This window comes from Curtobacterium sp. MCBA15_016 (assembly GCF_001865105.1).
Classification (GTDB): Bacteria; Actinomycetota; Actinomycetes; order Actinomycetales; family Microbacteriaceae; genus Curtobacterium.
Map to the genome: position 1 here is coordinate 343,635 of NZ_MJGR01000034.1, position 25,036 is coordinate 368,670.

A 25,036-nucleotide genomic window follows, 5' to 3' on the forward strand; every position below is an offset into this window, starting at 1 on the left:
CTACGCGAGTGTGGTGGAATGGTAGACACGGGGCACTCAAAATGCTCTGCTTCACGGCGTGCGGGTTCGAGTCCCGCCACTCGTACAACGCGGCTCACGGCGTGCGGGACAGTCCCGGTACCGCAGTCCCGCCACTCGTACAACTGCGCAACTGCGACTTCCGACGTCTAGTAGGCTTCTGGGTGTGAGTGACACAGAAGCAACTGCAACAGCACCCCGTCGCGTCGTCGTCGCCGAGGACGAGTCGCTCATCCGCCTCGACATCGTCGAGATCCTCCGCGACAACGGGTTCGACGTCGTCGGCGAAGCGGGTGACGGCGAGACCGCCGTGCAGCTCGCGACCGACCTCCGTCCCGACCTCGTCGTGATGGACGTCAAGATGCCGCAGCTCGACGGCATCTCCGCCGCCGAGAAGCTCTCGAAGAACCACATCGCCCCCGTGGTCCTCCTCACCGCGTTCAGCCAGAAGGACCTCGTCGAGCGTGCGACCGAGGCCGGCGCCCTCGCCTACGTCGTCAAGCCGTTCACCCCGAACGACCTCCTGCCCGCGATCGAGATCGCCCTCTCGCGGCACCAGCAGATCATCACGCTCGAGGCCGAGGTCGCCGACCTCGTCGAGCGCTTCGAGACCCGCAAGCTCGTCGACCGCGCCAAGGGCCTGCTCAACGAGAAGATGGGCCTCACCGAGCCCGAGGCCTTCCGCTGGATCCAGAAGGCCTCGATGGACCGCCGCCTGACCATGCACGACGTCGCCAAGGCGATCATCGAGCAGCTCAGCGCCAAGAAGTAGCGACCCGGGCGCGCACCAGGCCGACCACCTGGCAGGGTGGAGCCATGGACGACGTGGTGATCCGTGCCTCCAGGCCCGACGACATGCCGGCGGTGGCCGACCTGCGATGGCGGTGGAGCGTCGACGAAGGCGGAGCGACGCCGGGTGTGACCACGGACGAGTACCGCGAGGCGATGTCGGCGTTCGCCGCCGCCCACCCCGACACGCACCGCTGCGTCGTGGCCGAACGCGACGGCCGGGTGCTCGGCATGGCGTGGCTCGGGCTCGTCGCACGGCCCCCGACGCCGGACCGACCCGGGCGACGGCTGACCGCGGACGTGCAGACCGTCTACGTCCACCCCGACCTGCGGGGCGCCGGCGTCGCGAAGCGCCTCGTGACCGCGTTGCTCGACGCCGCCGACGAGCTCGGTGCGGAGCGGACGTCGGTGCACTCGAGCGTCGAGGGCGAGACGCTCTACCGCCGCCTCGGGTTCGGCGACGCCCGACTGCTGCTGCAGCGCCCGCCCGAGGACTGACCGGTCATCCGCGCGCCGGGAGCTGCTGCAGCGTCCACGCGTTCTGGTCGGGATCGGTGAAGAAGACGAAGCGTCCCCACGCCATCTCGTCCACCCCGATCGCGTCGACGCCGAGCCCCTGCAGGTGCGCGAGGGCCTCATCGGCGTCCGGAACGACGACCTGGATCGACTTGAGCGAACCGGGGACGACGTCCGGGGACATGATGCCCTCGCCGAACGCGATGGAGCAGGCGGACCCGGGCGGGGTGGCCTGCACGAAGCGGAGCTCGTCGGAGACGCGCTGGTCGTGGTCGATCGAGAAGCCGATCCGTTCGTAGAACTCGCGGGATCGGTCGACGTCGCTGACGGGGACGAGGATCAGTTCGATCCTCCAGTCGGTGGCGGGCACGGGTCACTCCTTCGTGACGCCCGCCGGGGTCAGCGGGCTTCGCGGATCATGTTGGTGATGCGCACGGTGGAGCAGCGCCGCCCCTGGTCGTCGGTGAGGACGATCTCGTGCGTGGTGAGCGTGTTGCCCAGGTGCAGTGCCGTGCAGGTACCGGTGACCAGGCCGCTCGTGGCGCTCCGGGAGTGCGAGGCGTTCAGCTCGATGCCGACCGCGTACCGGCCGGGACCGGCGTGCACGTTCGCGGCCATCGACCCGAGGCTCTCGGCCAGGACGACGTAGGCGCCGCCGTGCAGGAGTCCGACGGGCTGACGGTTGCCCTCGACCGGGATCGTGCCCACCGCGCGCTCGGCCGTGAGCTCCGTGATGACCATGCCCATCTTCTCGGCGAGCTCGCCCATCCCACGGTCGGCGAGGCGCTCGTCGACGGTCCCGGTGGTGGCAGCTTGGTCGGTCACGCTGGCGGACTCCCGTGTCGGATGGCGTCGGTAGGCTGTCCGGGTGTCGGACTCCGCAAAGCCTACCCTCATGGTCATCGACGGCCACTCGCTCGCCTTCCGGGCCTTCTACGCGCTGCCGGTCGACAGTTTCGTGAACCGCGACGGGCAGCACACGAACGCCATCCACGGCTTCATCTCGATGCTGCTGATGCTCCTCCAGCGCGAGAAGCCGACCCACCTCGCGGTCGCGTTCGACATCTCGCGCTTCTCGTTCCGCACGCGTGAGTACGAGGACTACAAGGGCACCCGCTCCGAGACCCCGGCCGAGTTCAAGGGCCAGATCCCGCTCCTCCAGCAGGCGCTCGAGGCGATGGGCATCACCACCGTCACGAAGGAGGACTACGAGGCCGACGACATCCTCGCCACCTTCGCCCGCCAGGGCTCCGAACAGGGCTACCAGGTCTACGTGGTGTCCGGCGACCGTGACTCGATCCAGCTCGTGAACGACGACGTCACGCTGCTGTACCCGTCGGTCCGTGGCGTCTCCGAGCTCACCCGGTACGACCGCGACAAGGTGTACGAGCGGTACGGCATCGAGCCGCACCAGTACCCCGACATCGCTGCCCTCGTCGGCGAGACCAGCGACAACCTCATCGGCATCGACAAGGTCGGCGAGAAGACCGCGGTGAAGTGGATCACGGCGTACGGCTCCCTCGACGGCGTCCTCGAGCACGCCGACGAGATCAAGGGCGTCGTCGGCAACAACCTGCGCGAGCAGAAGGACCGGGCGATCCGCAACCGGAAGCTCAACCGGCTCGTGAACGACGTGGAACTGCCCGTCGGGCCTGCTGACGTCGCACTCCGTCCCCTCGACGAGGCCGCGGTGCGCGAGCTCTTCGCGAAGCTGCAGTTCCGCACGCTGCTCGACCGCGTGTTCAAGATCGCGGGCTCCGGCGAGCCGTCGGAGTCCAGCGCGGTCGAGGGCTCGGTCGACAGCGGTGCGCCGACGCCGCCCGCGGTCAAGACCCTCATCGACGAGGAGCTCGGCTACTGGCTCGAGCGGCGCAACGCGGCCGAGGCGGCGAACGGCTACGGCGTCGCGGTCGAGGTCATCGACGGGCGCCTCAGCGCGATCGGCATCGCCACGCACGACGACGCCGTCCTCGTCCCGGGTGGCAGCGGCGCGAAGGACTACGAGCAGCTGTCGGCGTGGTTCGCCTCCGACGCCCCGAAGCACTTCCACGACGCCAAGACCGCGATCAAGGCACTCGCCACGGTCGGCTTCGAGGTGAACGGCATCGCCGGCGACGCCCGCCTGACCGGGTGGCTCGCGCAGCCGGGCAAGCAGGGGCAGCCCCTCGCCGACCTCGTCTACCAGGAACTCGGCGAAGAGCTCCCCACGGCCGACCCGAACCAGCTCGTCCCCGAGACCGACCCGGTGAACGTCGGCGTGCACGCGTGGTTCGTGCTCCGGGTCACCACCGCGCTGCGTGCGCGTCTCGACGAGTCCTCGCTCACCGTCCTCGACGACATCGAGCTCCCGCTCGTCCCGGTCCTCGCCGGCATGGAGACCACGGGTGTCGCGATCGACCGTCCGGTGCTCACCGGGCTGTCGCACGACCTGGGGGAGCGCGCGGCCGAACTCGCGCAGCAGGCCTTCGCCGAGATCGGGCACGAGGTGAACCTCGGGTCGCCGAAGCAGCTGCAGGAGGTCCTCTTCACCGAGCTCGCGATGCCGAAGACCCGCAAGACGAAGACCGGGTTCTCGACCGACGCCGCGAGCCTCGCCGACCTGCAGGAACAGCACCCGCACCCGTTCCTCGGGCTGCTGCTCCAGCACCGCGACGCCACGAAGCTCCGGCAGATCGTGGACACGCTCGACGCCGCGATCGTCGACGGACGCATCCACACCCGGTACGAGCAGACCGGCAGCAGCACCGGCCGCATCTCCTCGACCGACCCGAACCTGCAGAACATCCCGGTGAAGACCGCGGTCGGGCGCCGGGTCCGGTCGGCGTTCGCCGTCGCCGAGCCCTACACGACGCTCATCACGGCCGACTACTCGCAGATCGAGATGCGCATCATGGCGCACCTGTCCGGTGACCCGGGTCTCATCCAGGCCTTCAACGAGGGCGAGGACCTGCACCGGTTCGTCGGCGCCCGGGTGTTCTCGGTCGAGCCGGCCGACGTCACGCCCGAGATGCGCACGAAGGTCAAGGCGATGTCGTACGGCCTCGCCTACGGCCTCAGCCCGTTCGGCCTGTCGAAGCAGCTCCGCATCGAGCAGTCCGAGGCACGCACCCTCATGAACGAGTACTTCGCCCGGTTCGGCGCGGTGCGCGACTACCTGCGCGGTGTCGTCGAGCAGGCGCGCGAGGACGGCTACACCGAGACCATCTTCGGTCGCCGTCGCCCGTTCCCCGACCTGAAGAGCCCGAACCGCGTCCTCCGCGAGAACGCCGAGCGCGCGGCGCTGAACGCGCCGATCCAGGGCTCGGCGGCCGACATCATGAAGATCGCGATGCTCGGCGTCGCCGCCGACCTCCGCGACGGCGAGCTCGCGTCGCACCTGCTGCTGCAGGTGCACGACGAGCTCATCCTCGAGGTCGCGCCCGGCGAGCAGGAGCGGGTCGAGGAGATCCTCCGCACCCGCATGGGCGGCGCGGCCGAGCTGACCGTCCCGCTGGACGTGTCCGTGGGCGTCGGCCCGAACTGGGAAGCCGCTGCGCACTGAGGCGCGACCGCCTGCTGGACAGGAGGCACGGTGCCGGCCCGCACCGTGCCTCCAGTCCCGCGGGTCCCACGTCGTGAGCGGTCGTGGATAGGGTCGTGAGCATGACCGATGACCGTCCTGTCCGCCAGCCCTCCGCCGTCGACCGCGTCGCCGAGGACTGGGTGTCCACCCTCGTCGACCTCGACCCGACCGTCGCCACGTACATCGGCGTCCCGGGGCGCACGGGGGAGTACGGCGACACGTCGCCCGCCGGTGCGGCGGCCATGGCGGACGCGGCGCGCGCCACGAAGCGTGCGCTGGACGCAGCCGACGCGGTGGACGCCGTCGACGAGGTGACGAAGACCGACCTCGGTGCCGAGCTCGACCTCGTCCAGGAGTCCTTCGACCGCAAGCTCCACCTCCGCGACCTCAACGTCATCGCCAGCCCGGCGCAGTCCGTGCGCGACGTTCTCGACCTCATGCCGACCGCGACCGAGTCCGACTGGCGGGACATCGCGAGTCGGCTGCACGCGCTCCCCGACGCGATCGAGGGCATCCGCGAGACCCTGCTCGAGGGAACGCGCGAGGACGTCACGCCCGCTCGTCGCCAGGTCGCGCTCATCGCCGAGCAGGCCACCCGCACCGGCGCGGCGGACGGCGTCTTCCGGCAGCTGGTCGACGGCGCCGCGTTCGACGACGGTGGTCCGGTGCCTGAGCCGCTCCGGGCCGAGCTCGCCCGCGGGGCCGAGGTCGCCGCTGCTGCGTACCGGTCGTTCGGGCAGTTCCTCGAGCACGAGCTGATGCCGCTCGCGACGCCGGTCGACGCCGTCGGGCGCGAGGCGTACGAGCTGCACTCCCGGCGGTTCCTCGGTGCGGTCGTCGACCTCGACGAGACGTACCAGTGGGGGATCGAGGAACTCGCGCGGATGCGTGACGAGCAGGAGCGCATCGCCGACCGCATCGAGTCCGGTGCGAGCGTCGCCCGGGCGATCGAGGTCCTCGACGCCGACCCGGCGCGGGTGCTGCACGGCACCGACGCCCTGCAGCGGTGGATGCAGGAGACGAGCGACGAGTCGATCCGGGCGATGGACGGCAAGTACTTCGACATCGCCGACCCGATCAAGCGCCTCGAGTGCCGGATCGCCCCCACACAAGAGGGCGGGATCTACTACACCGGCCCGTCCGACGACTTCTCGCGCGCCGGCCGCATGTGGTGGTCCGTGCCGCAGGGCGTCACCGAGTTCGGCACCTGGCGCGAGAAGACGACGGTCTACCACGAGGGTGTCCCCGGCCACCACCTCCAGATCAGCCAGGGCGTCTACAACCGCGGCGAGCTGAACACCTGGCGTCGGCAGCTGTCCGGGTCCTCGGGGCACGTCGAGGGCTGGGCGCTCTACGCCGAGCGCCTCATGGAGCAGCTCGGCTTCCTCGACGACGACGGGGACCGGCTCGGCATGCTCGACGGGCAGCGCATGCGTGCAGCCCGGGTGGTGCTCGACATCGGCGTCCACCTGCAGAAGACGAACCCCGACGGTGGCGCCTGGACGTGGGAGTACGCCCTCGACTTCATGCGCCAGAACGTGAACATGTCCGACGAGTTCGTGCAGTTCGAGGTGGCCCGGTACTTCGGCTGGCCCGGGCAGGCGCCGTCGTACAAGGTCGGTCAGCGCGTCTGGGAGTCCATCCGCGACGAGGTGGCCGCCCGCGAGGGTGCGTCGTTCGACCTCAAGGCGTTCCACCACCGGGCCCTCGCGCTCGGCAGCATCGGTCTGGACACGCTCCGCAGCGCCCTGCTCGACTGATCGATCGGGGCCGACACGATCCGACACGCCCGGTTGTGGGCGCTCGCTCGCTGCGGTTAGACTTGTGCGGCGCAATCCGCGCTCACCAAACACATCGCCAGGACGGCTCGAACCGGCATCCGGTTCGGACCAGGGGGTCGCTCCCTCGCCGTCTCGGCCCGACTCATGTCCGTTCGGAGCAATCTCTACATGACAACCACCACGACCAAGGCTCCCAAGCAGGTCGCCATCAACGACATCGGCTCGGCTGATGACTTCCTGGCCGAGGTCGAGAAGACCCTGAAGTTCTTCAACGACGGAGACCTCATCTCCGGCACCGTCGTGAAGATCGACCGCGACGAGGTCCTCCTCGACGTCGGTTACAAGACCGAGGGTGTCATCCCCTCGCGCGAACTCTCCATCAAGCACGACGTCGACCCCAACGAGGTCGTCGAGGTCGGTGACGAGGTCGAGGCCCTGGTTCTCCAGAAGGAGGACAAGGAAGGTCGCCTCATCCTGTCGAAGAAGCGTGCGCAGTACGAGCGCGCCTGGGGCGACGTCGAGAAGATCAAGGAGTCCGACGGCGTCGTGACCGGTACGGTCATCGAGGTCGTCAAGGGCGGTCTGATCGTCGACATCGGCCTCCGCGGCTTCCTCCCGGCGTCGCTCATCGAGCTGCGTCGCGTCCGCGACCTCACGCCGTACCTCGGTCAGGAGCTCGAGGCGAAGATCCTCGAGCTCGACAAGAACCGGAACAACGTCGTCCTCTCGCGCCGCGCGCTGCTCGAGCAGACGCAGTCCGAGTCCCGGACCACGTTCCTCAACAACCTCCACAAGGGCCAGGTCCGCAAGGGCATCGTGTCGTCGATCGTCAACTTCGGTGCGTTCGTCGACCTCGGCGGCGTCGACGGTCTCGTCCACGTCTCCGAGCTCAGCTGGAAGCACATCGAGCACGCCAGCGAGGTCGTCGAGGTCGGTCAGGAAGTCACCGTCGAGATCCTCGAGGTGGACCTGGACCGCGAGCGCGTGTCGCTCTCGCTCAAGGCCACGCAGGAAGACCCGTGGCAGGTCTTCGCCCGCACCCACGCGATCGGCCAGATCGCACCGGGCAAGGTCACGAAGCTCGTGCCGTTCGGTGCCTTCGTCCGCGTTGCCGACGGCATCGAGGGCCTCGTGCACATCTCGGAGCTCTCGAACAAGCACGTCGAGCTCGCCGAGCAGGTCGTCTCGGTCAACGACGAGGTCTTCGTCAAGATCATCGACATCGACCTCGACCGTCGTCGCATCTCGCTCAGCCTCAAGCAGGCGAACGAGGGCGTGGACCCGGAAGGCTCCGAGTTCGACCCGGCGCTCTACGGCATGCCGACCGAGTACGACGACAAGGGCGACTACAAGTACCCGGACGGCTTCGACCCGGAGACGAACGAGTGGCTCGAGGGCTTCGACACCCAGCGCGAGGAGTGGGAGCGTCAGTACGCTGCCGCCCAGTCGCGTTGGGAAGCCCACAAGGCGCAGGTCGCGAAGACCATCGCCGACGAGGCGCAGGGTGGCTTCGACCTCCCGGCGACCGCTTCGTCGTCGTCGTCCTCGACGTTCGCGACCGAGTCGAACGGTCAGGGCACCCTGGCCGACGACGCCTCGCTCGCAGCGCTCCGCGAGAAGCTCAGCTCGACCAACTGATCGAGCGGCGCAGCCGTACCGGAAGCCCGGCATCCCTGAGAAGGGGTGCCGGGCTTCCGGCCGTTCCGGAGGTGGCGGGTCGGTAGCCTGTCGGTGTGCGCATCATCGGTCTCACGGGCGGCATCGCCGCGGGCAAGTCCACCGTCTCCGGCCGCTGGGCCGAGCACGGCGCGGTCGTGGTGGACGCCGACCGGCTGGCGCGCGACGCCGTCGCTCCCGGCAGCCCGGGCCTCGCGCAGGTCGCCGAGCGGTTCGGCCCCGGCGTCATCGCCCCCGACGGTTCGCTCGACCGGCCGGCACTCGGCGCGATCGTGTTCGCCGACGCCGCGGCGCGGAAGGACCTCGAGCGGATCACCCACCCCGAGGTCTGGCGTCTCGCCCAGGCGGCGTTCGACGCAGCCGAGGCAGCGGACCCGGACGCCGTCGTGGTCTACGACGTGCCACTGCTCGCCGAAGCCCGGGGGAGCCGGCCGCTGCGGTTCGACGCGGTCGTGGTGGTCGATGCTCCCGCTGCCCAGCGGATCGAGCGGCTCGTGGAGCACCGCGGCATGCCCCGCGACGAAGCCGAGCGCCGCGTCGCCGCCCAGGCGAGCGATGCCGACCGCCTGGCACTGGCCGACCACGTGGTGGACGCCACCGGCACCCTCGCCGACACGATCCGATCCGCCGATAAGGTCTGGGAGCGCATCGGCCGATGAAGCACCGGGCGCTCCTGGTCCTCGCGGCCGTCCTCCTCGTGGCGATCGGCGCCGCGTCGCTCGTCGCGGCGAACGTCCTCGGTGGCGAGCGGGTCGCGGAGCACGGCCGGGTGTCCGCAGCCGACCGACCGCGCGGCGACGAGCACGGTCCGGTCGGGGAGTTCCACCGCTTCCGCCTCGGCACGATCAACGGGCAGCGGCTCGAGCCGAACCGTGACGACTTCGCAGCACGCACCGACTCCGGCGGCCCGCTGCTGCTGTTCCTGCCGGCGACCCGCGCCCGGCCCGCCGACTACCAGCTGTTCCTGTCCGCGGCGCTGCGGGACGGGTACCACGTGCTCGGGCTCGACTACTGGAACCTCGGCAAGACGCTGTCGGGGACGTGCGAGGCGGATCCGCACTGCTACGGGCAGGTGCAGCGGAACCGGTTCGACGGCACTCGGTCGTCACGGTTCAGCTCGGTGCAGCCGGCCGGCTCGATCGTCTCGCGGTTCCGCGACGCGATCGCCTACCTCGACGACCACGACCCGGACGGCGGGTGGGGACGGTTCGTCCAGGGCGACTCGGACATCGCCTGGCAGGACATCGTGGTGGCCGGGCACTCGCAGGGCGGCGGCGAGGCGGCGTACATCGCGCACATCCGGCCGGTGCGGGGCGCGCTGATGTTCTCCTCGCCCGTGGAGTCGTTGGGCAGCGAGCACGCGGCCTGGATGGACCGCCCGGGGCGGACACCGGTCGCCCGGATGTACGCGATCGACGACGTGCGCGACGTCTTCGGCCCGCGGATCCGCGGCTCCTGGAAGGTGCTCGGGCTCGACGGTCCCGACGGGCCGTTCCGGACCGACACCGCGCCGCCCGGACCCGACGAGGACCCGCACGCGATCCTCACCGACATCGCGGTGGGGTCGCCGGCCGAGTCGCACTCGCGCACGATCAAGGACACGACCCCGATCGGCCGCGACGGGCTCCCGCGGATGGAGGCGCTGTGGCAGTGGCTGCTCCACCGCTTCCCCTCGGACCCGTCATAGGATCCCGCAATACTCTGAGTCCGTGCAGCAAGCAGGCGAACGACCCGACCTGCGCTCGACCATCCGTGCCCGCGCGGCGCAGGACGGGGAGCGCAGCTACCTCGAGGACGCGCGCAGTGACCGCGTCCTGACCTACCGCGCGCTCGAGGACGCGGTGTCGGCGTGGTCGTCGACCTTCGACGCGATCGGGGTCGCGCCGTCCGGGGCGGTCCTGGTCGACCTCGCCGATCCGCTCTCGTTCGCGGTCGTGCACCTCGCCGCCCTCGCGACCGGTCGGCGGGCGATCCCCGTCGACACCGGACAGCCGACCTCGGAACCCGGCCGTCTCGCCGACCTGATCGGCGGCGCCTCGCTCGTGGTGTCGGACCGCGCCGTGGACGCGACCGTCCCCGGGGCGCCGGCGAGCGGGATCGACGCGGCCACGTTCCTCCCGGCAGTCGTCCGCGACGGCGACCTGCCGTCGGAGAACCCGGACGCACCCGGCGAGGGGTCCGTCGTGCTCTTCACCTCCGGCTCCACCGGCACCCCGAAGGGCGTCGAACTGCCCGAGTCGCAGCTGCTGTTCGTGGCCCGGGCCGTGGCGCAGCACAACCGCCTCACGCCTGAAGACCGCGGGTTCAACTCCCTCCCGCTCTTCCACGTGAACGCCGAGGTCGTCGGGTTGCTGGCGACCCTCGTGGCCGGCGGGACCCTCGTGCTCGACCGGCGGTTCCGTCGCACCGGCTTCTGGGAGCTGCTCGCCGAGCGCCGGATCACCTGGCTGAACGCCGTCCCGGCGATCCTCGCGGTCCTCGCGAAGACCGGTCCGCTCGACTTCCCTGAGGGGCTCCGGTTCGTCCGCAGCGCGTCCGCTCCGCTGCCCGATCCGGTGCGGCAGGCGCTCGGCGATGTTCCGCTCGTCGTCAGCTGGGGGATGACCGAGGGCGCGTCGCAGATCACCGCCACGCCGCTCGGTGCACCCGCACGCGTCGGGACCGTCGGCGTGCCGGGCGGGTCCGAGGTGCAGGTCCGGGGCGAGGACGGCACGGTGCTGCCCGCCGACGAGGTCGGCGCCCTCTGGATCCGCGGCGAGGGCATCGTCCACCGCTACCTCTTCGGTCGCGCAGCCGAGCGCTTCGACGCGGACGGCTGGTTGAGCACGGGCGACGTCGGATCGGTCTCGGCGGACGGCTGGGTGTCGCTCGCCGGTCGCTCGGACGACGTCATCAACCGGGGCGGCGAGAAGGTGTACCCCTCCGAGGTGGAGGACGTGCTGCTCGGCGACGACCGCGTGCTCGAGGCCGTGGTCGTCGGGCGGCCGCACGAGGTCCTCGGCGCGGTACCGATCGCCTACGTGATCCCGCAGCCGGACGAGGCCGTGGACGCCGAGGCCCTGGTCGCCGACCTCACCGCGCGAGCCGAGGCGCACCTCACACGGTTCCGCCGTCCGGTCGAGATCGTCGTCGTGCCCGACCTGCCGCGCGCGCCGACCGGCAAGGTCCAGCGGGCGAAGGTGCGGACGATGGCCGAACACCCGTGACCGACGCCGCCACGCCCACCGCCGACGCTGCCACGCCCACCGCCGACGCTGCCACGCCCACCGCCGGCGCTGCCGACCGTCGGGTGCAGACGCCGACCCGCACCGCCGAGGGGAAGCCGCGGCACCTCTACGAGGTCGACGTCCTCCGCATCCTGACCTTCGCCTGCGTCATCGGCGTGCACACCACCAGTCACACGGTCGCCGCCGACGACGTCCCGCTGAACGCCCTGCTCGGCCTGCTCCACTTCACCCGCCTGGTCTTCTTCTCGCTGACGGCCTTCGTGCTCGTCTACAGCTACACGCTCCGACCGCGGCCGATGGCGCAGTTCTGGCCGAAGCGCTTCCTGCTCGTCGGCGTGCCCTACCTGGCGTGGTCGTTCGTCTACGTGGCGTCGTCCTGGCTCCTCAGCGCCACTCGCCGGGGCGACGTGCCCGACCTCGTGCGCACGTACGCCGAGGGCATCGTCACCGGCGTCTCCTGGTACCACCTCTACTTCCTGCTCGTGACGATGCAGGTGTACCTGCTCCTGCCGGTCATCGCGTGGCTGGTCCGGAGGACGCGCGGCCACCACGTCGCGGTCCTCGCCGTGACGCTCGTGTTCCAGCTCGTGGTCTTCGCCGGGTACAAGTACTTCCCCGCCAGCGACGCGTGGATGCACGGCTACCAGAAGCAGTTCTTCTTCTCGTACGTGTTCTTCATCGTCTCCGGCGCGATCGCCGCCGACCACGCGGATGCCTTCCTCCGGTTCATCCGGGTGCACCGCCGCGCCGTCCTCTGGGGCTTCGCGGGCGTCGGCGCGCTCACCCTCGGCGTGTGGTGGCTGCAGGTCGGTCTCGGGCAGTCGCTCTACGCCGCCGGCACGCCCCTGCAGCCCGTCCAGGTGCTCTGGAGCAGCGCCGTGTTCGTCGGGTTCCTGGCGATCGGCGCGCGCTGGGCGGATCGGCGCCGGCCCGGGAGCGCGCTCGCCCGCGTCGTCGACTACGGCTCGGACCGGTCGTTCGGCATCTTCCTCAGCCACCCGTTCGCGATCTGGATCCTGCTGTACGGCGACAGCTGGCTCGAACGGGTCGTGCCCCAGCCCTGGCTCACGCTGGTCACCTACGTGCTCGTGCTCGTGCTGTCGGTGGCCGTGACGGAGCTGTTCCGGTGGACGCCGTTGAGCGTGCCGCTCACGGGGCGGCCGTCGTTGTCGTCGCGTGGGCAGCGGGCGGCGCGGGCGCGGAAGCGGGAGGCAGCTGCTCGGGGTGCGGGTGCTGGTGCCGTGCCGGTGGTCGCCCCGGAACCGCGGGTCGAGCCGGTCGAGCCGGACGATGCGCTCGTGGGGGAGACGGACGACGTCGGGCGGCGGTCGACGCGCTGAGCGCCTCCGCCGATGGGGCGTCGCCCGCACCGCGCGGGGACTGGAGGCGCGGGTCGGGCCGGCACCGCGCCTCCCGTCGTGCGCAGTGCCGGACGGGAGGCGCGGGTCGGCCTGGCACCGCGCCTCCCGTCCGCAGCGTGTTCCGGTCGTCGCGACGCGGATCAGCCGGCGTGCTGCTCGGCCTTCGGGACGCCGATCTCGAGGACGCCGTCCGTCATCGTGAGCCGCTTCGGCTTCATGAACCACGCGACCACGGCGGCGGCGGCGAGCAGCGCGCAGGAGAGGGCGAAGGGCAGCTGCCAGCCGGAGGCGTCGATCAGCGCGCCGAACACGATCGGCGAGATCACGCCGGCGATGCCGAAGCCGGTGTTCATGAACCCCGATGCGGTGCCGGACCACTGCGGGGCGACGTCCATCGGGATGGCCCAGAGGTTGGCGTTGCAGAGCTCCAGGAAGAAGAACGAGAGGGCGAGCGAGATCGTCGCGACGACCAGGCCCTGCCCGATCACGAGGGGGACGAGGCAGACGAGGGAGCCGCCGAGGCCGATGACGAGGACGATCCTCCGGGCGTTCCGGCTGTCGCCGCCGCGGTGGATGATCCGGTCGCTGAGCATCCCGCCGACGGTGTCGCCGACGACACCGGCGAGGAGCACGAGCGTGGTGAAGAGGGCGAACTGGCTGATCGGCAGGCCGTAGGTGTCGCTGAGGAACGTCGGGATCCAGGTGAGGAACACCCAGAGCACCCAGCCGTACCCGAAGTCGACGAAGGTCACCGGGGAGATCTGCCGGGCCAGCGTGCGCCACGGGACGGGCGGCCGGGTGGCGCGGGTCTCGACGGGCGGGAGCTCGTCGAGCTCGACCTGCTGGATGCCGGCGGTGTCCTCGGGCTTGTCGCGGAACCAGACGAACCAGACGATCGCCCAGGCGATGGACAGGACGGCCGTCGCGAAGAAGGCCCACCGCCAGCTGCCGGTCGCACCGATGACCCAGGCGACGAGGAGCGGTGCGAGGGCGTTGCCGAGGCGCGCCGCGGAGTGCACGACGCCCTGTGCGAAGCCGTTGCGGTCGCGGGGGATCCAGCGGCTCATGGCCTGGGTGGCGGCGGGGAACGCGGCGGCCTCGCTCAGGCCGAGGAGCGCGCGGGCGGCGAAGAGCGTCCAGAAGCCGACCGAGAACCCGGTCCAGAGGGTGGCGACACCCCAGATCACGGTGATGACGAACAGGGCCTTCCGGGGACCGAACTTCTCGGCGATCGTGCCGCCGAAGACCTGCAGCAGGGCGTAGGGGAGTGCGAAGGCGGAGACGATGAGCCCGGCGGTCGTCTCGTTGAAGCCGAAGTCCTCGGTGATGTGGGGGAGCGCCGTGGAGATGTTGGTGCGGTCGATGTACGAGATCGCGTACATGCAGCACAGCAGGATGAGCACTCGTCCGCGGATGCGTCCGCGGAACGGGGTGCCCTTCGTCGGTGCGGCGGGGGTCGCCGTCGTCATGGGGGCCTCTTCGGGGAGTGAGAGCGAGTCGGGTTGCTGAACGGATCGGAGGCTATGCCGGGTCCCTATCAGCGGTCTCGGAGCGTGCTTGGCGTGGACGATACGCCGAGGGCGAGCAGACGGCTCCGGTGTCAGGGGTGCCGACTACCGTGGTGGGCATGGCAGTGTCAATCGAGCCCACGCGCGCGGTCCGCCCGTTCGAGGTCATCAGCGAGTACTCGCCGAGCGGCGACCAGCCCGCGGCGATCGCCGAACTGGCCGGTCGCATCAACGCCGGTGAGACCGACGTCGTGCTGCTCGGTGCGACCGGTACGGGCAAGTCGGCGACGACCGCGTGGCTCATCGAGCAGGTGCAGCGGCCGACGCTCGTGCTCGCGCACAACAAGACCCTGGCGGCCCAGCTCGCGAACGAGTTCCGGAGCCTGCTGCCGAACAACGCCGTCGAGTACTTCGTCTCGTACTACGACTACTACCAGCCCGAGGCCTACGTCCCGCAGACGGACACCTTCATCGAGAAGGACTCCTCGGTCAACGCCGAGGTCGAGCGGCTCCGGCACTCGACGACGAACTCGCTGCTCAGCCGGCGCGACGTCGTGGTGGTCTCGACGGTGTCCTGCATCTACGGCCTGGGGACGCCGGAGCAGTACATGAACGCGTCGGTCGCGCTGCACGTCGGCCAGACCATCTCCCGCGACCAGCTCGTCCGCAAGTTCGTCGCGATGCAGTACCAGCGGAACGACGTCGACTTCGCACGAGGGACCTTCCGGGTCCGCGGCGACACGCTCGAGATCATCCCGATGTACGAAGAGCACGCGATCCGCATCGAGATGTTCGGCGACGAGGTCGAGGCGCTGTCGTACCTGCACCCGCTCACCGGCAACGTGATCGAGGACATGCCCGCCGTGTCGATCTTCCCGGCGTCGCACTACGTCGCCGACACCGAGGTCATGCACCGGGCGATCGCCACGATCAAGGACGAACTCGCCGAGCGCCTGGCCGAGCTCGAGGGGCAGGGCAAGCTGCTCGAGGCCCAGCGGCTCCGGATGCGCACCACGTTCGACATCGAGATGATGGAGCAGATCGGCTTCTGCTCCGGCATCGAGAACTACTCGCGCCACATGGACGGCCGTGCCGCGGGGGAACCGCCGCACTGCCTGCTCGACTTCTTCCCGGACGATCTCCTCATCGTGATCGACGAGTCGCACGTCACCGTGCCCCAGATCGGCGCGATGTACGAAGGGGACGCCTCCCGCAAGCGCACGCTGGTCGAGCACGGCTTCCGCCTGCCGAGCGCCCTCGACAACCGACCGCTCACCTGGGAAGAGTTCCTCGAGCGCTCCGGCCAGAAGGTCTACCTGTCGGCGACCCCGGGCCGCTACGAACTCGGCGTGACGGACAGTGTCGTCGAGCAGATCATCCGCCCGACGGGCCTGGTCGACCCCGAGATCGTCGTGAAGCCGAGTGACGGCCAGATCGACGACCTGCTCGAGGAGATCAACCAGCGCGTCGAGAAGGACGAGCGCGTCCTCGTCACGACGCTGACCAAGCGCATGGCCGAGGAACTCACCGACTTCCTCGGCAACGCCGGCGTCCGGGTCCGGTACCTGCACTCCGACGTGGACACCCTCAAGCGCGTCGAGCTGCTGACCGAACTGCGCCAGGGCGTCTACGACGTGCTCGTCGGCATCAACCTCCTGCGCGAGGGGCTCGACCTGCCCGAGGTCTCCCTCGTGGCGATCCTCGACGCCGACAAGGAAGGCTTCCTCCGCTCGTCGACGTCGCTCATCCAGACGATCGGTCGTGCCGCCCGCAACGTGTCGGGCCAGGTGCTGATGTACGCCGACAAGATGACCGACTCGATGAAGACCGCGATCGAGGAGACCGACCGTCGCCGCGAGAAGCAGGTGGCCTACAACACCGAGCGCGGCATCGACCCGCAGCCGCTGCGCAAGAAGATCGCCGACATCACCGAGATCCTGGCGCGTGAGAACGACGACACGAAGGCGCTGCTCGAAGGTCGCCCCGGAGCGGACGGCCGACGCTCGCCGACGCCGAACCTCAAGCGCGGCGGGATCGCCGGCGAGGGGGCGATGCAGCTCGAAGCGACCATCGGCGACCTCAACGAGCAGATGCTGCAGGCGGCGGCCGAGCTGAAGTTCGAACTCGCCGCACGGCTCCGCGACGAGGTGCAGGACCTCAAGAAGGCGCTCCGCCAGATGGAGTCGGCGGGCCATGTCAGCTGACGCCGGCGCGCGCGCCGCGCGCGACGGGTCCCGTCGCACGGTCGTCGTCACCGGTGCGAGTGCCGGCCTCGGGTACTTCGCCGCGGAGCAGCTCGCCGCCGCCGGTCACCGCGTCGTCCTCGCGACCCGCAGCCGCGAGCGCGCTGCGGCGGCCGAGCGGAGCATCCGTCGCCACGTGGACGGCGCCGGCCTCGCGCACGTGCACCTCGACCTCGCTGACCTCGACAGCGTGCGGGCAGCCGCCGACGAGCTCGCGGCGCTGCAGCCGGAGGGTGTCGACGCGATCGTGAACAACGCCGGCGTGGTGGGCGCGAGCACGATGCAGCGGACGGCCCAGGGCACCGAGCTGCAGGTGGGCACGAACCACCTCGGGCACTTCGCCTGGACGGCGCTGACGCTCCCACTGCTCGACCGCCGCGCGGGGCGCGTGGTGCACCTCGGGTCGATCGCACACCGGTGGGCACGGCTCGACCCGTCGGACCCGCTCGGCGCGAGCCACTACTCGAGTTACCGCCAGTACGGGCGGAGCAAGCTCGCGGTCATGCTCTTCGGCTTCGAGCTCGCCGAACGCCTCGCCGATGCCGGGTCACCGGTCTCCAGCGTCGTCGCGCATCCCGGGTTCTCGCTCGACCTGCTGTCACCCGAGCGTCCCGACGTCGCATCGTCCCGATCGGAGCCGGCGTGGACCCGTCCGGCGCAGCGGCTGTACGCCCAGGGCAAGGACGCCGGCGCCGACCCGCTCGTGCACGCGGCGATCGCCGTCGGCGTCCGGTCCGGCGAGTACTGGGGGCCGTCGGGCTGGATGCAGCTCCGGGGGCCGGCAGCGGTCGTCCGCGCCGAACCGCGGGCCCACGACCGGGCCGAGGCCGCCCGGCTCTGGGTGGCGAGCGAGCGTGCCGCCGGGGTCGCGTTCGCTCTCGACGCACTCGTCTGACCGTCCATCGCGGCCGAATGTCGGTGCCGCTTCGTAGAATCGACGACGATGACCATCACCTCTGACCGCGGAACCTCGACGTCGGGCCGGAATGCCTTCGGCGAGCCCGTAGACCTCCACATCCCCGGCGGCACGGCACCGCACAGCACCTCCACGCTCAGCGTGCGCGGTGCCCGCGTGCACAACCTGCGCGACGTCGACCTCGAGATCCCACGCGACTCGCTCGTCGTGTTCACGGGTCTGTCCGGATCCGGCAAGTCCTCGCTGGCGTTCGACACGATCTTCGCCGAGGGACAGCGCCGCTACGTCGAGTCGCTGTCCGCGTACGCGCGCCAGTTCCTCGGGCAGGTCGATCGCCCGGACGTCGACTTCATCGAAGGACTCTCGCCCGCGGTCTCGATCGACCAGAAGTCGACGAACCGCAACCCGCGCTCGACGGTCGGCACCATCACCGAGGTCTACGACTACATGCGTCTGCTCTGGGCGCGCATCGGCATCCCGCACTGCCCCGTCTGCGGTGAGGTGATCAGCAAGCAGAGCGTGCAGCAGATCGCCGACCAGCTCATGGAGTTCGAGTCGGGCACGCGGTTCCAGGTGCTCGCGCCCGTCATCTCCAAGAAGAAGGGCGAGTTCGTCGACCTCTTCCAAGAACTGGCGGCGTCCGGCTACGCCCGCGCGATCGTCGACGGGGAGCGCATCCAGCTCAGCGACCCGCCCAAGCTCAAGAAGCAGGTCAAGCACGACATCTCCGTCATCGTCGACCGTCTCGTCGCGAACGAGGACATCCTCGGGCGTCTGACCGACTCGCTCGAGACGGCACTGCGCCTGACCGACGGCACGGTCGCGATCGACCTCGTCGACGCCGAGGGACCCGGTGCGGTCCGGACCTACTCCGAGAACCTCTCCTGCCCGAACAACCACCCGCTGGCGCTCACCGAGATCGAGCCCCGCACGTTCTCGTTCAACGCGCCGTTCGGCGCGTGCCCCGAGTGCTCCGGCCTCGGTACCCGCATGTCGGTCGACCCGGACCTCGTCCTCGGCGACCCCGAGGCGTCCCTGCGCGACGGCGTCCTGCTGCCGTGGACGGGCACGAGCGGGCTCTACTCCTACTTCGAGAAGCTCCTCGCCGGCCTCGGCAAGGACCTCGGGTTCGACCTGGACACCCCGTGGAACCGTCTCGACGCCTCGGTGCAGGCAGCGATCCTCACCGGCAAGGACTTCCAGGTGTCGGTGTCCTGGCGCAACCGGTTCGGCCGCGAGATGCGGTACACGAGCGGGTTCGAGGGCGTCATGCCCTACATCGAGCGCAAGTTCGCCGAGGCCGAGTCGGACTCGCAGCGGCAGCGCTTCCAGGGCTACCTGCGCGAGGTCCCCTGCCCGGTCTGCGACGGCACTCGCCTCAAGCCCGAGGTGCTCGCGGTGACGGTCGACGGCCGCAGCATCGCCGACGTGACGGACATGTCGCTCGACAACGCGTACGGCTTCATGGAGAGCCTCACCCTCACCGAGCGCGAGGCGCACATCGCGGCGGCGGTCTTGCGCGAGATCCGGGCGCGGCTCGAGTTCCTGCTCGAGGTCGGTCTGAACTACCTGACGCTCTCCCGTGGCGCGGGCGGGCTGTCCGGCGGCGAGGCGCAGCGCATCCGTCTGGCCACCCAGATCGGGTCCGGTCTGACCGGCGTGCTCTACGTCCTCGACGAGCCGAGCATCGGGCTGCACCAGCGCGACAACCGGCGGTTGATCGACACCCTGGTGAAGCTCAAGGACCTCGGCAACACGCTCATCGTCGTCGAGCACGACGAGGACACGATCCGCACGGCGGACTGGGTCGTCGACATCGGCCCCGGCGCGGGTGTGAACGGCGGCAACGTCGTCCACTCCGGCTCGTACGAGGGGATCATCGAGAACCGCGAATCGATCACGGGCGACTACCTCGCGGGCCGACGTGCGATCGAGGTCCCGGCCGAGCGTCGCAAGGTCAACCTCAAGCGCACGATCAGCGTGCAGGGTGCGCGGGCGAACAACCTCAAGTCGATCGACGCGGACTTCCCGCTCGGGGTGTTCACCGCGGTCACCGGGGTGAGCGGCTCGGGCAAGTCGACGCTCGTCAACGACATCCTCTACAAGGTGCTCGCCAACCAGCTCAACGGCGCACGGCACATCGCGGGCAAGCACACCCGCGTGAAGGGGCTCGACCAGCTCGACAAGGTCGTGCACGTCGACCAGGCGCCGATCGGTCGGACCCCGCGGTCCAACCCGGCGACCTACACGGGTGTGTTCGACCGGATCCGGCAGCTCTTCGCCGAGACGCCCGAGGCGAAGGCGCGCGGCTACCAGCCCGGTCGCTTCAGCTTCAACGTCAAGGGCGGTCGCTGCGAGAACTGCTCCGGTGACGGCACGATCAAGATCGAGATGAACTTCCTCCCCGACGTCTACGTCGCGTGCGAGGTCTGCGGCGGTGCGCGGTACAACCGCGAGACGCTGCAGGTGCACTACAAGGGCAAGGACATCTCCGAGGTCCTCGACATGCCGATCAGCGAGGCAGCCGAGTTCTTCGAGCCGATCTCCGCGATCCACCGGTACATGGCGACGCTCGTCGACGTCGGGCTGGGCTACGTCCGGCTCGGGCAGAGCGCAACGACGCTCTCCGGGGGCGAGGCGCAGCGCGTCAAGCTCGCCACCGAGCTCCAGCGCCGGTCGAACGGCCGGACGGTCTACGTCCTCGACGAACCGACCACCGGTCTGCACTTCGAAGACGTCCGCAAGCTGCTCCTCGTGCTGCAGAGCCTGGTCGACAAGGGCAACACGGTCATCACGATCGAGCACAACCTCGACGTCATCAAGTCGGCGGACTGGTTGATCGACATGGGACCCGAGGGTGGATCCGGCGGCGGGACGGTCCTCGCGACGGGGACGCCCGAGCACGTGGCGAACGTGCCCGAGAGCCACACCGGGGTCTTCCTCAAGGAGATCTTCGACGCGCAGGACGCGCGGGTCGGCAAGGAACAGGCGGTCGGCGCACGCACGGCGAGCCAGAAGCGGCCGAAGGCGAAGCAGAAGGCGGGTGCTCGGTAGGTGGCGGACACCGTCCCGTGGCGTCCGAAGGCGGGGGAGATCCCCACTGATCCGGGCGTCTACCGCTGGCGTGACGAAGCCGGCCGGGTGCTCTACGTCGGCAAGGCGAAGAACCTCCGTGCCCGGCTGAGCAACTACTTCGCACCGCTGCCGACGCTGCACGAGCGCACCCGGCGCATGGTGCTCACGGCACGGAGCGTCGAGTGGACGACGGTCGGCTCCGAGATCGAGGCGCTGCAGCTCGAGTACACGTGGATCAAGGAGTTCGATCCGCCCTTCAACGTCAAGTTCCGGGACGACAAGTCCTACCCGTACATGGCGATCACCCTGGGCGAGGAGTCGCCCCGGGTGATGGTCACCCGGAACCGGAAGATCAAGGGCGCGAAGTACTTCGGGCCGTACCCGAAGATCTGGGCGGTGCACGACACGATCGACCTGATGATCAAGGTGTTCCCGATCCGCACCTGCTCGGACTCGTCGTACAAGAAGGCGATGCAGACCGGCAAGCCGTGCTTCCCGGGGCAGATCGGCAAGTGCGGCGGTCCGTGCTCCCAGAAGGTCACGATCGCCGAGCACCGTGCGCTGGTCGAGGAGTTCGTGCGCTTCATGGCGAGCTACGACCGCCGGGTGATCACCCAGCTGCGGCAGCGCATGGCCGCTTCGGCCGACGCGATGCAGTACGAGCAGGCCGCGAAGTTCCGCGACCAGGTCGGCGCGCTCGAGGCCGTGCTCGAGAAGTCCGCGGTCGTGCTCCGCGACTCGGTCGACCTCGACCTGTTCGGCATCTCCGAGGACGAGCTCGCCGCGGCCGTGCAGCTGTTCTCGGTGCGCGGCGGGCGCATCCGCGGTGTGCGCGGGTGGGTCGTCGACAAGGAACTCGACATCTCGACGGGCGACCTCATCGAGCAGATCGTGCAGGGACAGTACGCGACGGGCGAGGAGCCCCCGCGCGAGGTCGTCGTGCCGGAACTGCCGGAGGACGCCGACGCGCTGCAGCAGTGGCTCAGCGAACGCCGTGGCGGTCGGGGCACCAAGCTCAGCACCGCGCAGCGGGGTGACCGGGCGGGGCTCGCCCGGACCGCGGCGCAGAACGCTGCCCAGGCGCTCATGCTCTACAAGACGAAGCGCTCCGCCGACTACACGACGCGGTCAGCGGCGTTGGCGGACATCCAGGACGCCCTCGGCATGACCGAGGCACCGCTCCGCATGGAGTGCTACGACATCTCGCACCTGCAGGGGACGAACGTCGTCGCGTCGATGGTCGTGTTCGAGGACGGGTTGCCCCGCAAGGACCAGTACCGGCGGTACTCGATCGCCGAGACCACCGACGACACCGACAGCATGTACCAGGTGCTGTCCCGCCGGCTCGCGCGCCTCGACGAGGACGCCGAGCTGCCGGACGTTCCCGACGTCACCAGTGACGAGGTCGTCGAGGGCTCGAAGCCCACCAAGCGGTTCGCGTACCGGCCGCAGCTCCTCATCGTCGACGGCGGGCAGCCACAGGTGCAGGCGGCGAAGCGCGCGATGGACGAGGCCGGGGTGCACGACATCGCGCTCGTGGGGATCGCGAAGCGGCTCGAGGAACTCTGGTTGCCGGACGACGACTTCCCGGTGATCCTGCCGCGCAACTCCGAGGCACTGTTCCTCATCCAGCGCATCCGCGACGAGGCGCACCGGTTCGCGATCACGCACCAGCGGACCCGGCGGAAGCGGGACGTCCGGTCGCGGCTGTCCGAGATCCCGGGTCTCGGGCCCACCCGGGTGAACGCGCTGCTGAAGCACTTCGGGTCGGTGGCGCGCCTGCGCGAGGCGACGGCGGATGAGATCGCCGAGGTGAACGGCGTCGGGCCGGCGACGGCGGCGGCCGTGGTCACGAAGCTCGCGCAGACGCCGACGAGCGCGCCGGAGGCCGCGGGCGCCCCGACGCCGACGAGCGCTCCCGACGGGGTCGGTGCGCCGGACACGGCGATCGAACCCGGCACCGCCAGCGCGGCCGACGCAACCGGCGAACCGGGCACCGCCAGCGCGCCCGGCCCAGCCAGCGCGCCCGACCTGGCAGCCGCCACGCAGTCAGCAGCCACCCGCTCCGGAGGGCCGGCCCGGCTCCCCGAGGTGACCGACGACGGCCCGCACCTGCCCGCATGACGCACACCGCACCTCCCGTGCGGCCGACGGACGGACCGCACCCGACCGACGGACCGCACCCGACCGACGGACCGCACTCGACCGACGGACCGCACCCGACCGACGGGCCAGGGCCGACGGACGGACCGCACCCGACCGGATGACGGGCCCCGAGCCCGGCGTCCGGGCGATACCCTTGTCCCGCAGCCGAGACCTCCCCGGGCGACGCGCCCGGGCCGCCACGACGGAGCCCACTCCCAGATGACCGACAGCGTCCCAGCGCCGACACGATCGCCGCAGCAGCACGACATCCTCATCGTCACCGGCATGTCCGGAGCCGGTCGTTCGACGGTGGGGAAGGCGCTCGAGGACCTCGGCTGGTACGTCGTCGACAACCTCCCGACGCAGATGCTCGCGCCGCTCACCGAGCTCGCGGACCGTGCCGGTGAGAAGATCCCGAAGATCGCCACGGTGGTCGACGTCCGCGGCGGCCGGTTCTTCACCGACCCCGAGCAGGCGGTCGAGCAGGTGCGCAAGAGCGCCTCGGCCCGCGTCCGGGTGCTGTTCCTCGAGGCGACGGACGCGGTCCTCGTGCGGCGCTTCGAGCAGGTGCGGCGGCCCCACCCGCTCCAGGGCGAGGACACGCTGCTCGACGGCATCGGCCGCGAACGCAGCCGGCTCGCTGCCCTGCGCGAGGCATCGGACCTCGTCATCGACACCTCCGACCTGAACATCCACCAACTCGCGAACGCCGTGACCGAGCAGTTCGCCGACGACCACTTCACGGGTGTCCAGGTGACCCTGATGAGCTTCGGGTTCAAGTACGGATTGCCCGCCGACGCCGACATGGTGGCCGACGTGCGGTTCCTGCCGAACCCCTACTGGGTCCCGGAACTCCGCCCGCACACGGGCCTCGACCGACCCGTCTCGGACTACGTCCTGGCCCAGCCCGGAGCCCGCACGTTCGTCGAGCGCTACGCCGACGTCCTCGAGCCGGTGTTCGAGGGGTACCAGCGCGAGAACAAAAGACACGCTACGATCGCCATCGGCTGTACCGGCGGCAAGCACCGTTCGGTCGCCATCGTCGCCGAGCTGGCGAACCTCCTCCGCGGGATGCCCGACGTCGCCGTGCGTGTGAAGAACCGAGACCTCGGCCGAGAGTGACCGTCCCTCCGGCCGCTCCACACGACGTGCGCCGGGCACGCGGACCCCACCAGAAGAAACGTTAGGAATGATGCTGTGCCGTTGACTGCCGAGGTCAAGGACGAACTGGCCCGGGTCGTCGTGAACCGCAACACGGTCCGCGCTGCCGAGCTCGCGACCATCCTGCGGTTCGCGGGTGGCCTGCACGTCATCTCGGGCCGGATCGCCGTCGAGGTCGAACTCGACACCCGGATCATCGTGCACCGTGTGCGCAAGGACCTCGCCGAGCTGTACGGCGTGCGGAGCGAGGCGTCGGTGGGGTCGTCCGCGTCAGCCCGTCGTGGCACCCGGTACCTCGTGCGCGTGCTCGAGGCGGGGGAGACCCTCGCCCGGCAGACGGGCCTCATGGACGCCCGCCGCCGCCCGGTGCGCGGTCTGCCGAACCGGCTCACCACCGGCAACCGCGAGGACCTCGCCGCGATCTGGCGTGGAGCGTTCCTCGCCGCCGGCACCCTGACCGACCCGGGTCGTGCCGCCGCGCTCGAGGTCACCTGCCCCGGCAACGAGGCCGCGATGGCCCTCGTCGGTGCCGCCTCGCGGCTCGGCATCGCGGCGAAGGGCCGTGAGGTCCGCGGTGTGCACCGCGTGGTCATCCGCGACGGCGAGGCCATCGGCCAGATGCTGACCGTGATGGGCGCCGCCCGCACCACCGCCGACTGGGAGGAGATGCGCCAGCGCCGCGAGGTCCGTGCCACCGCCAACCGTCTCGTCAACTTCGACGACGCGAACCTCCGCCGCTCCGCGCAGGCCGCCGTCGCCGCGTGCGCGCGGGTCGAGCGTGCGCTCGAGATCCTCGGCGACGAGGTCCCCGACCACCTCCAGTACGCCGGCTCGCTGCGGCTGCAGCACCGCGACGCGTCCCTCGACGAGCTCGGCCAGCACGCGGACCCGCCGATGACGAAGGACGCCATCGCCGGGCGCATCCGCCGCCTCCTCGCGATGGCCGACAAGCGCGCGTCCGACCTCGGGATCCCGGGGACCGAAGCGAGCGTTCCCGAGGAGCTCGAAGGGGCCTGATCGACGGGCGTGACGACGTTCCGGACGGGAGGCGCGGTGC

18 protein-coding genes and 1 tRNA gene are annotated in these 25,036 nt (G+C 70.4%); 16 read left to right on the forward strand and 3 right to left on the reverse strand.

Features of this window, described 5'->3' with window-relative positions:
• Window positions 1-4: 4 nt before the first annotated feature.
• From BIV03_RS15380 to BIV03_RS15390, 3 genes are all read left to right on the forward strand, one after another.
• Window positions 5-85, forward strand: a tRNA-Leu gene (locus tag BIV03_RS15380).
• Between the two features lie 99 nt (window positions 86-184).
• On the forward strand, window positions 185-790 hold the full coding sequence (locus tag BIV03_RS15385) for an ANTAR domain-containing response regulator (RefSeq protein ID WP_022905562.1): 606 nt from the start codon (window positions 185-187) through the stop codon (window positions 788-790).
• Between the two features lie 44 nt (window positions 791-834).
• A complete protein-coding gene (locus tag BIV03_RS15390) occupies window positions 835-1,305 on the forward strand; it encodes a GNAT family N-acetyltransferase (protein WP_071296294.1) in 471 nt (156 codons plus the stop codon).
• Window positions 1,306-1,309: 4 nt separating this feature from the next.
• Here the strand turns inward: BIV03_RS15390 and BIV03_RS15395 are convergent, their stop codons facing one another.
• A complete protein-coding gene (locus tag BIV03_RS15395) occupies window positions 1,310-1,693 on the reverse strand; it encodes a VOC family protein (protein ID WP_071296295.1) in 384 nt (127 codons plus the stop codon).
• A gap of 29 nt (window positions 1,694-1,722) precedes the next feature.
• A complete protein-coding gene (locus tag BIV03_RS15400) occupies window positions 1,723-2,091 on the reverse strand; it encodes a PaaI family thioesterase (protein WP_071296366.1) in 369 nt (122 codons plus the stop codon).
• A gap of 100 nt (window positions 2,092-2,191) precedes the next feature.
• Here BIV03_RS15400 and polA point away from each other — a divergent pair, with 100 nt between their 5' ends.
• The 7 genes from polA to BIV03_RS15435 all read left to right on the forward strand — a co-directional run bounded on the left by polA (window position 2,192) and on the right by BIV03_RS15435 (window position 12,910).
• On the forward strand, window positions 2,192-4,864 hold the full coding sequence (gene polA / locus BIV03_RS15405; protein ID WP_071296296.1) for a DNA polymerase I: 2,673 nt from the start codon (window positions 2,192-2,194) through the stop codon (window positions 4,862-4,864).
• Window positions 4,865-4,965: 101 nt separating this feature from the next.
• Window positions 4,966-6,645, forward strand: a complete 1,680-nt coding sequence (locus tag BIV03_RS15410; RefSeq protein ID WP_071296367.1) for a DUF885 domain-containing protein — start codon at window positions 4,966-4,968, stop codon at window positions 6,643-6,645.
• 189 nt (window positions 6,646-6,834) lie between these two features.
• Entirely contained in the window at window positions 6,835-8,304 is a 1,470-nt protein-coding gene (gene rpsA, locus BIV03_RS15415) for a 30S ribosomal protein S1 (protein WP_070416219.1), read from the forward strand.
• Window positions 8,305-8,399: 95 nt separating this feature from the next.
• Window positions 8,400-9,002 carry a dephospho-CoA kinase gene (gene coaE, locus BIV03_RS15420; protein WP_071296297.1) on the forward strand — a complete coding sequence of 201 codons (603 nt, stop codon included), beginning with the start codon at window positions 8,400-8,402 and terminating at the stop codon, window positions 9,000-9,002.
• On the forward strand, window positions 8,999-10,030 hold the full coding sequence (locus tag BIV03_RS15425) for a hypothetical protein (protein ID WP_071296298.1): 1,032 nt from the start codon (window positions 8,999-9,001) through the stop codon (window positions 10,028-10,030). Before coaE ends, BIV03_RS15425 begins: the two co-directional genes overlap by 4 nt.
• A 22-nt stretch (window positions 10,031-10,052) precedes the next feature.
• Window positions 10,053-11,549, forward strand: a complete 1,497-nt coding sequence (locus tag BIV03_RS15430) for a class I adenylate-forming enzyme family protein (RefSeq protein ID WP_071296299.1) — start codon at window positions 10,053-10,055, stop codon at window positions 11,547-11,549.
• Complete coding sequence (locus tag BIV03_RS15435) at window positions 11,546-12,910, forward strand: acyltransferase (protein WP_071296300.1); 1,365 nt, start codon at window positions 11,546-11,548, stop codon at window positions 12,908-12,910. Before BIV03_RS15430 ends, BIV03_RS15435 begins: the two co-directional genes overlap by 4 nt.
• Before the next feature lie 161 nt (window positions 12,911-13,071).
• On the opposite strand, the gene BIV03_RS15440 is transcribed toward BIV03_RS15435, so the two are convergent.
• Window positions 13,072-14,400, reverse strand: a complete 1,329-nt coding sequence (locus tag BIV03_RS15440) for an MFS transporter (protein WP_070416214.1) — start codon at window positions 14,398-14,400, stop codon at window positions 13,072-13,074.
• Window positions 14,401-14,570: 170 nt separating this feature from the next.
• Here BIV03_RS15440 and uvrB point away from each other — a divergent pair, with 170 nt between their 5' ends.
• From uvrB to whiA, 6 genes are all read left to right on the forward strand, one after another.
• Window positions 14,571-16,643, forward strand: a complete 2,073-nt coding sequence (gene uvrB, locus BIV03_RS15445) for an excinuclease ABC subunit UvrB (protein ID WP_070419051.1) — start codon at window positions 14,571-14,573, stop codon at window positions 16,641-16,643.
• The gene (locus tag BIV03_RS15450) at window positions 16,633-17,577 is read left to right on the forward strand and encodes an SDR family NAD(P)-dependent oxidoreductase (RefSeq protein WP_071296301.1); all 945 of its coding nucleotides are present in this window, start codon (window positions 16,633-16,635) and stop codon (window positions 17,575-17,577) included. The genes uvrB and BIV03_RS15450 overlap by 11 nt, the downstream gene beginning before the upstream one ends.
• 48 nt (window positions 17,578-17,625) lie before the next feature.
• Window positions 17,626-20,652, forward strand: coding sequence for an excinuclease ABC subunit UvrA (gene uvrA, locus BIV03_RS15455; protein ID WP_139199561.1), 3,027 nt, complete (start codon window positions 17,626-17,628; stop codon window positions 20,650-20,652).
• Window positions 20,653-22,797 carry an excinuclease ABC subunit UvrC gene (gene uvrC, locus BIV03_RS15460; protein ID WP_071296302.1) on the forward strand — a complete coding sequence of 715 codons (2,145 nt, stop codon included), beginning with the start codon at window positions 20,653-20,655 and terminating at the stop codon, window positions 22,795-22,797.
• A 240-nt stretch (window positions 22,798-23,037) separates the two neighbouring features.
• Complete coding sequence (gene rapZ / locus BIV03_RS15465; protein ID WP_070416211.1) at window positions 23,038-23,940, forward strand: RNase adapter RapZ; 903 nt, start codon at window positions 23,038-23,040, stop codon at window positions 23,938-23,940.
• A 75-nt stretch (window positions 23,941-24,015) separates the two neighbouring features.
• Complete coding sequence (whiA, locus tag BIV03_RS15470; RefSeq protein ID WP_070416210.1) at window positions 24,016-24,996, forward strand: DNA-binding protein WhiA; 981 nt, start codon at window positions 24,016-24,018, stop codon at window positions 24,994-24,996.
• The last annotated feature ends 40 nt before the right edge of the window (window positions 24,997-25,036 follow it).